The organism is Bartonella saheliensis (genome assembly GCF_902162175.1).
Genome location: NZ_LR607259.1, coordinates 1 through 5,485, shown reverse-complemented (window position 1 = coordinate 5,485; position 5,485 = coordinate 1). Strand labels below are relative to the sequence as shown.

Sequence of the window (5,485 nt, the reverse complement as noted above, 5' to 3'; positions counted from 1 at the left end):
AATACATACTGGTCTCAAATAAAATACTACATATTGTGTATAAAAACAAATTTATTTTAATTCTATTTGCAATTAAAAAACAAATCATGCTAGTATAAATCCGATTTAAGAAGTTGAGAACCTTGTCCACCTTTTTTAGGTGGCAAGGTTTTTTTATGCGCTCTTATCATAACCTTGCTTTTGAATGCTTTTATCAAACAATAGACAATAAAAAACCGCGCCCTTTAAAGACACGGCTTTTTATGTACGCTTTCTGTTATTCCATTATCCAAGAGTGGACGAATATCTCTATACTAAACAAATCGTATAAAAACGCAATATCAAAACAGCCTTTAAATCTTCTCTAAAGTTGTTGTTTTTTCACAATTATTAGGTGTTTGTTTTAAACTGATTTGTAAATTTAAAGCATCTAACACACTAAAGAAAGTAGAAAGCCGTGGATCACCTTTTTTACTTAAAGAGTGATAAAGAGACTCACGATTTAATCCTGTCTCATGAGAAATTGCGGTCATTCCCTGCTTACGTGCAATAATTCCTAATACATGTGAAACATAACCACTGTTTTTAGTTTCTAAAGCATCTTGTAACAACTCTTTAAAATCTTCAGTAGTTTTAAAAAACTCGCTAGCGTCAAATGGTGTTATTTTCATCATCAATCTCTTTTACTAATTGAAGGGCTTTTTCAATATCCTTTTGTTGAGTTGATTTATCACCCGCATTTAATAATAAAATAATCTCTTTTTTTCTTTTTACAAAATAAATTCTGTAACCCGCACCATAATGGATACGTAATTCACCGATGCCATTAAAGAATTTAACATCACCGAAAAGACCGTATTCAAGACGTAAAATGCGCATAGCAATTTTCTTTTGTACTTGTTTGTCTCTTAAAGAGTTTAGCCATTTGTTAAAGTATGATGTTTTCTTAATAATGAACATATGTAGCTTATAAGTAACGAAATAAATAATGTCAATTATAATGTTTATTCAAAAATATTTATATTATCTTATTGAAAACATTGTAAAAATAGTAAAATTATGCTATAGTTTTTGCATGATTTTAATGGAACTATAAGCATGTTAAATAAAGTTATTTTAATTGGTTATTTAGGGGCAAATCCAGAAAGTAAAATAATGCCTTCCGGTGGCGAGGTGGTCAATTTTCGGTTGGCTACTTCTGAGAGCTATACAGACAAGGTAACCAATAAGAGAATAGACAAAACAGAGTGGCATTCCATTGTTGTCTTTAATACACATCTTGCAAAAATAGCACTTCAATATCTTAATAAAGGCAGCAAAGTTTATATCGAAGGGCAGTTACAAACTCGTAAATGGCAAGATAAAAATGGTATTGAACGTTATGTAACAGAAATAATCTTACCTAAGTACAAAGGCGACTTAAAGCTTTTAGATGGCAAAAATGATGATACTCAAGAGCAGTCATCTCCTTATGACAGAAGCATTTACAGACCTCTTGATATGTCTACAGTACCAAATGATAGCGTTCCTTTTTAAAGTGGTGTGAAAATGAGATTAGACACATGGCTCCTACATCATAATATGATGATGCACAATCAGAGGATGTTATTAAATCATAACGATGCTTCTATGACTATTTTTGAACTGGCAATAGCAATTGTAATATCGCTGGCAATATGTGGATGTACTTTCTTTTTTTTTGAGGGCAAAATAAAGGAAAGCATACTGAGTATAATTATAGGTCTCTCTTTATCTGTATGGTTATTTAGTTTGAATAATGTATCAAGTTCAACAAATTGCTAACTTCTTTCTTGAAAAGGGGCGCGAGGAAGATATTGGAATTTCGCCTATGAAGCTTATTAAGCTGGTGTATTTTGCTTATGGTTGGATGTTAGCAGCTACAGGTAAGCGTCTCTTTTCTGATCGTATAGAGGCATGGCAGCATGGTCCAGTGATACCGGCTCTCTATCATGAGTTTAAAGATTGGGGACGGCGTTTTATTGATCATTACTCACGTATGGTGGATTTAGAGACAGGAGAAATTTTTATTCCTAGAATTCATAAAAACTCAACGGATGAATATACTTTCAAATTATTAGAGAGCGTTTGGAATGCGTATAAAAACTTTTCATCTTCTCACTTGTGTTATGAATCTCATAAGGAGGGAACGCCATGGAGGAAAGTATATAATGGGCGGTTTGGTGTGAAGTTAAAAGACCATGATATCGAAGAATATTTCACGCAAAAAATTAATGAATATTCGCAATGGGGTGTAAGTGAAAAAAAATAAAAAGAGGGGACGCCCACGGATTAAGGGATGTATCAGAGAAGCCAATGGTCGTATATCACGTGCAAAAGCACCGCGTGAAGCCATTGATAAATTGGCAATAGAAATGCGTGCAAAGCGCTTCTCTTTAAGCTTACAAGATGCAAAAAATCCACTTGTCGGTACTTATATAGGGCGGCTTTGTTTACAAGGCATTCTTGATCAAGAGCAATATGACACCGCACAACAGTACCTACAGATACGAAATAACTACCTTTGTGCAAAAGGCTTGCCTAATGCGATTTATGACGAAATGCCATCATCTGCTGATGATAAGGCAAGAGACAAATGGGTAGAATTTGCAACAAAGCAATTTGAAAACATGCAAGAGGTAATAAAAGAAGCGCAATGTCTCTATAGACAGTATAACTTCTATGCCGCGCTACAGTACCTCGTTATAGAGGATCAAGAATTACCGCATCTTATTAATCCATTATGTATTGTTCTCAATATTCTTAATGATTATCTAAAGTAAGAATATAAGATCTATAATGGATAAAATTAATAATGGAAGAAATACAGCCACCACGTTTGAAACCGCGCTTAAAATCAGCACCACGCATTCGGCAAATTCTTTGGTGTGATTTTCCAAAGGATGCTCAATTACCAGAATTTTGGAAGCAACGTCCTGTATTAATTGTTTCTAAAACTTCCAAGTTAAATGGGTGTGTAACAGTTTTACCGCTAACATCTAAATCGCAACCTGACAATCATGCAGCTTATCTCATAAAATCATTTCCAAATATGAAATCATCATGGGTTATATGTAATTATTTGATGACAGTCGCTGTTAGCCGATTAAGTGCAACTGATTGCATCTTTAGGTTATCCGAAGAAGAATTTAATAAGGTTATTAGCTTAATGTGGGAATATCTTCCACACCCTAATTATTGACAATTGTAAGTAATAAATCTATATTCAACATAGATACGGCGCTGTAACCAAACAGTGACCGCTCCCTTGTAAAAGGGGTCAGGTGCGAAGAGGTGGCTTGCTGCCTCTTTCGCTTTTTATAGATCATTGCATGTTGCTCTTAATGCGCTTCATAAGCACTTTTTATAAGTGTGCAATTATTCATAAAAATAAACAAGCATATCCATTGTTATTTTAATTTCATAATCTAGCCTCTTAACTTTTTCTTTTTGTGTAGCAATAGTCGCTCGAGCTTGGGTAATGAGATCGAGAAGTCGTGATACCTCTTCATGTTGCTTATACCGTTTTGCTCTAGCTAAATGCCGCATTTGCTCTATTGCGAATTGCATATTGCTTATCACGGCACGCGATACACCATTTCGGTTTATGACTAGATTACGCCATTGCTTTATAGTCTTTATATGTTGCTCAGCTAGTGGTGCTGGTATCGACAAAGTTTTTTCTAAATATTTATCGTGTATCCATTGAGCGATGTAACATCTTTGTTCCCACCAATCGTAATTTTTATACAGGTAATCACTGAGTTCTCTCTCTAGTCTTACTACTTCTTTTGAACAGCAGAATTCATCTAAATCATCATAAGCATATCCCTTTGAAGGGGATATAAAGCACGTTGTAAAAAGTGTGATAACTAATATGCTTCTAAAGAGAGTTTTTTTTATAAACATTGTTTCTACCTTAATTTACATCTTAACTACCTAACAGATTCCTCTTGAAATTATCAATATGTGTTATTTTTGTGTTGACAAAGTGATGCAAATCGTATTTAATGACATTACTGCACTTAGGTGTATTGTATCTAAATGAGGGTTGGATACAGTTTAAAGCCCCGCAAATGCGGGGTTTTTTGTTATCTGGAGGGAGGAATTTATGACATCAGAAAACACACAACAGGTTTTACAACCGACCAAAAAGCCTCTGCCTCCTAATGCAGGTCAAGGGCGGGTCAAAGGGGTGCCGAATAAGAATACTCGTCTTCTTAAAGAGGCAATCATTAAAGCAGCTGAATTGGCAGGCAGTAAGTATGGCAAGGAAGGGCTGATCTCTTATCTAGAAAAGCAAGCGATTAAATGCCCAGCTGCTTATTTAGCACTGCTTGGTAAGATCTTGCCCTTGCAAGTGACAGGTGAGAATGGGGGAGCCATTAAGATGATAGGGCGCGTGGAAATAGCGCCTTTAACAATGAATGACGACAAGACAGATTAAGATTGTACCAAAGCTTATACCGATTTTTACGGGTAAGGCGGCGGTACGTGCTGCTTGGGGAGGACGGGGGTCAGGAAAGACAAGATCCTTTGCTTTGATGGCGGCTTTAAAAGGCTATCAATTTGGCATGGGAGGGATATCAGGGACTATTCTTTGTGCACGTCAGTTTCAAAACTCGCTAGCTGATAGTTCTTTGGAGGAGATAAAACGCGCCATTGAAGCCCATGACTTTTTACAGGACTATTATCGGGTTGGGGAAGCTTCAATTAAGTCGAATGATGGTCGTATAGGTTTTCAGTTTTGTGGTCTGGATAGGAATATTGCGAGTATCAAATCCATGGGGCGGATATTGCTCTGTTGGGTCGATGAGGCAGAACCGGTCACAGAGACAGCTTGGCAGACGCTTATACCAACATTGCGTGAAGAAGGCGAGGGTTGGAGAGCAGAGTTATGGGTGACATGGAATCCATTGCGAGACAATGCACCGGTTGAAAGGCGGTTTCGCTTTTCAGACAATGAAGCCATTAAGCGTGTAGAGATCAATTGGTCAGATAACCCGAAGTTTCCGAAGATCTTGAATGAAGCGCGGCTTGATGATCTTAGAAATCGTCCAGAAACCTATAAACACATATGGGAGGGGGCTTATCTTACAGCGGTTCAGGGTGCTTACTATCAGAAAGAGATGTTGGCAGCTGAGCAAGAGGGGCGGATAGGGCGCATTGCACGTGACCCTTTAATGCAGATACGTGCCTTTTGGGATATTGGGGGAACGGGGGCTAAGGCAGATGCCACAGCGATTTGGATAGCGCAATTTGTGGGTAGAGAGATCAGAGTGCTTGATTATTACGAGGCACAAGGGCAGCCGTTATCCGAGCACATAGGCTGGCTACGTGACAATGGTTATGAGAAGGCATTGATGGTTCTCCCCCATGATGGCGCGACAAGAGACCGTGTGCACAATGTGAGTTTTGAGAGTGCCTTAAATGATGCGGGTTTTGAGACGCAAGTGATCCCCAATCAAGGGGCTGGTGCAGTCAAAAT

General features: G+C 37.5%; 9 protein-coding genes. 6 read left to right on the top strand and 3 right to left on the bottom strand.

Annotated features, from left to right (window positions below; genetic code table 11):
* Nucleotides 1-332: 332 nt before the first annotated feature.
* Together FS875_RS09300 and FS875_RS09295 are read right to left on the bottom strand one after the other, a co-directional pair.
* Nucleotides 333-650 carry an addiction module antidote protein gene (locus FS875_RS09300; protein WP_144756027.1) on the bottom strand — a complete coding sequence of 106 codons (318 nt, stop codon included), beginning with the start codon at nucleotides 648-650 and terminating at the stop codon, nucleotides 333-335.
* Complete coding sequence (locus FS875_RS09295; RefSeq protein WP_144756024.1) at nucleotides 631-939, bottom strand: type II toxin-antitoxin system RelE/ParE family toxin; 309 nt, start codon at nucleotides 937-939, stop codon at nucleotides 631-633. The genes FS875_RS09300 and FS875_RS09295 overlap by 20 nt, the downstream gene beginning before the upstream one ends.
* Nucleotides 940-1,077: 138 nt before the next feature.
* On the opposite strand from FS875_RS09295, the gene ssb reads away from it, so the two are divergent.
* The 4 genes from ssb to FS875_RS09270 all read left to right on the top strand — a co-directional run bounded on the left by ssb (nucleotide 1,078) and on the right by FS875_RS09270 (nucleotide 3,199).
* Nucleotides 1,078-1,515: a single-stranded DNA-binding protein gene (ssb, locus tag FS875_RS09290; protein WP_144756021.1), complete on the top strand. Its 438-nt coding sequence runs from the start codon at nucleotides 1,078-1,080 to the stop codon at nucleotides 1,513-1,515.
* Between the two features lie 241 nt (nucleotides 1,516-1,756).
* Complete coding sequence (locus tag FS875_RS09280) at nucleotides 1,757-2,269, top strand: Panacea domain-containing protein (RefSeq protein WP_144756015.1); 513 nt, start codon at nucleotides 1,757-1,759, stop codon at nucleotides 2,267-2,269.
* Nucleotides 2,256-2,780 carry a hypothetical protein gene (locus FS875_RS09275; protein ID WP_144756012.1) on the top strand — a complete coding sequence of 175 codons (525 nt, stop codon included), beginning with the start codon at nucleotides 2,256-2,258 and terminating at the stop codon, nucleotides 2,778-2,780. Before FS875_RS09280 ends, FS875_RS09275 begins: the two co-directional genes overlap by 14 nt.
* Nucleotides 2,781-2,812: 32 nt before the next feature.
* Nucleotides 2,813-3,199: a type II toxin-antitoxin system PemK/MazF family toxin gene (locus FS875_RS09270; RefSeq protein WP_144756008.1), complete on the top strand. Its 387-nt coding sequence runs from the start codon at nucleotides 2,813-2,815 to the stop codon at nucleotides 3,197-3,199.
* A 176-nt stretch (nucleotides 3,200-3,375) separates the two neighbouring features.
* On the opposite strand, the gene FS875_RS09265 is transcribed toward FS875_RS09270, so the two are convergent.
* On the bottom strand, nucleotides 3,376-3,906 hold the full coding sequence (locus FS875_RS09265) for a hypothetical protein (RefSeq protein ID WP_144756004.1): 531 nt from the start codon (nucleotides 3,904-3,906) through the stop codon (nucleotides 3,376-3,378).
* Between the two features lie 202 nt (nucleotides 3,907-4,108).
* On the opposite strand from FS875_RS09265, the gene FS875_RS09260 reads away from it, so the two are divergent.
* Both FS875_RS09260 and FS875_RS09255 read left to right on the top strand, forming a co-directional pair.
* The gene (locus tag FS875_RS09260) at nucleotides 4,109-4,444 is read left to right on the top strand and encodes a hypothetical protein (RefSeq protein WP_144756001.1); all 336 of its coding nucleotides are present in this window, start codon (nucleotides 4,109-4,111) and stop codon (nucleotides 4,442-4,444) included.
* Nucleotides 4,425-5,485: PBSX family phage terminase large subunit (locus FS875_RS09255; protein WP_144755998.1), on the top strand; the 1,061-nt coding region annotated here is incomplete at its 3' end. The genes FS875_RS09260 and FS875_RS09255, both read left to right, overlap by 20 nt.

Coding starts and splice junctions, on each gene's coding strand:
- FS875_RS09295 (WP_144756024.1), bottom strand. CDS start 939: ATGTTCATTATTAAGAAAACATCATACTTTAACAAATGGCTAAACTCT.
- ssb (WP_144756021.1), top strand. CDS start 1,078: ATGTTAAATAAAGTTATTTTAATTGGTTATTTAGGGGCAAATCCAGAA.
- FS875_RS09280 (WP_144756015.1), top strand. CDS start 1,757: ATGTATCAAGTTCAACAAATTGCTAACTTCTTTCTTGAAAAGGGGCGC.
- FS875_RS09260 (WP_144756001.1), top strand. CDS start 4,109: ATGACATCAGAAAACACACAACAGGTTTTACAACCGACCAAAAAGCCT.
- FS875_RS09300 (WP_144756027.1), bottom strand. CDS start 650: ATGAAAATAACACCATTTGACGCTAGCGAGTTTTTTAAAACTACTGAA.
- FS875_RS09270 (WP_144756008.1), top strand. CDS start 2,813: ATGGAAGAAATACAGCCACCACGTTTGAAACCGCGCTTAAAATCAGCA.
- FS875_RS09265 (WP_144756004.1), bottom strand. CDS start 3,906: ATGTTTATAAAAAAAACTCTCTTTAGAAGCATATTAGTTATCACACTT.